At 32.0% G+C, this 732-nt stretch carries 1 protein-coding gene; it reads right to left on the bottom strand.

What is annotated here, in order from left to right:
* Positions 1 to 32: 32 nt before the first annotated feature.
* On the bottom strand, positions 33 to 732 hold a 700-nt coding region (locus AC1DPZ_RS28440; protein WP_477409858.1), incomplete at its 5' end, for a glycosyltransferase.

Genomic DNA, 732 nt, shown 5'->3' with positions numbered 1-732 from the left:
ATCCCTATTTGTGCCAATATAATTCAGCACTTCTATTTTATTCGATGAAGCATTGTCTTGATTAAATTCTTAAAAAGAAATACTCTGCACATTAATGAAACATTAAAGGATATGCTTTTCAAATTCTTATTAAAAGAAAAATAAGAATTTTTCGCTTCCTGTTTCATACCTTTTTTATAATAAGCTAATATTATCTGATGCACATATAAAAACACTACATCATTTATTAACCTATAATTTGTCCCTTGTTCAGCTAACCATTTTAATACTTTCAAATAATACCGCTGTATATGTGGCAGCCGCTTATCCGTATGTATTTGAGCGGTAATCCTATCTTCCTGGTCTTCATTAAAAAAAACGCTCAGGCTTTMTTTTACTAAAGAAACTTTATTGGTGTTAGTAAGATATCTGAAGGTTAAATCCCAATCCTGGTAACAAGCATAACTTGTATCGTATCCGTCAATTTTTAAAAGGATCTCCCTTTTGTACATCCAGCATTGTGTACTCCCCATTATATCCCAATGAATTAAGGATGTAATATAATCTTTACCATTTTTAACACGTGGAATATGGACTTCTCCATTTAATGAATTTATAAATCCGCACGCACAACAATCAGTATCTTCCCGGGTTATTGCGTTTGCTTGTTTAAAAATGCGATCCGGCAGCATACTATCATCAGAATCAAAAAAAACAACTAAACTACCAGTAGCATTATTTAACCCCCTATTC

It is taken from the genome of Mucilaginibacter sp. P4_G9, assembly GCF_056400985.1.
This window is presented reverse-complemented; position numbering and strand designations above follow the sequence as displayed.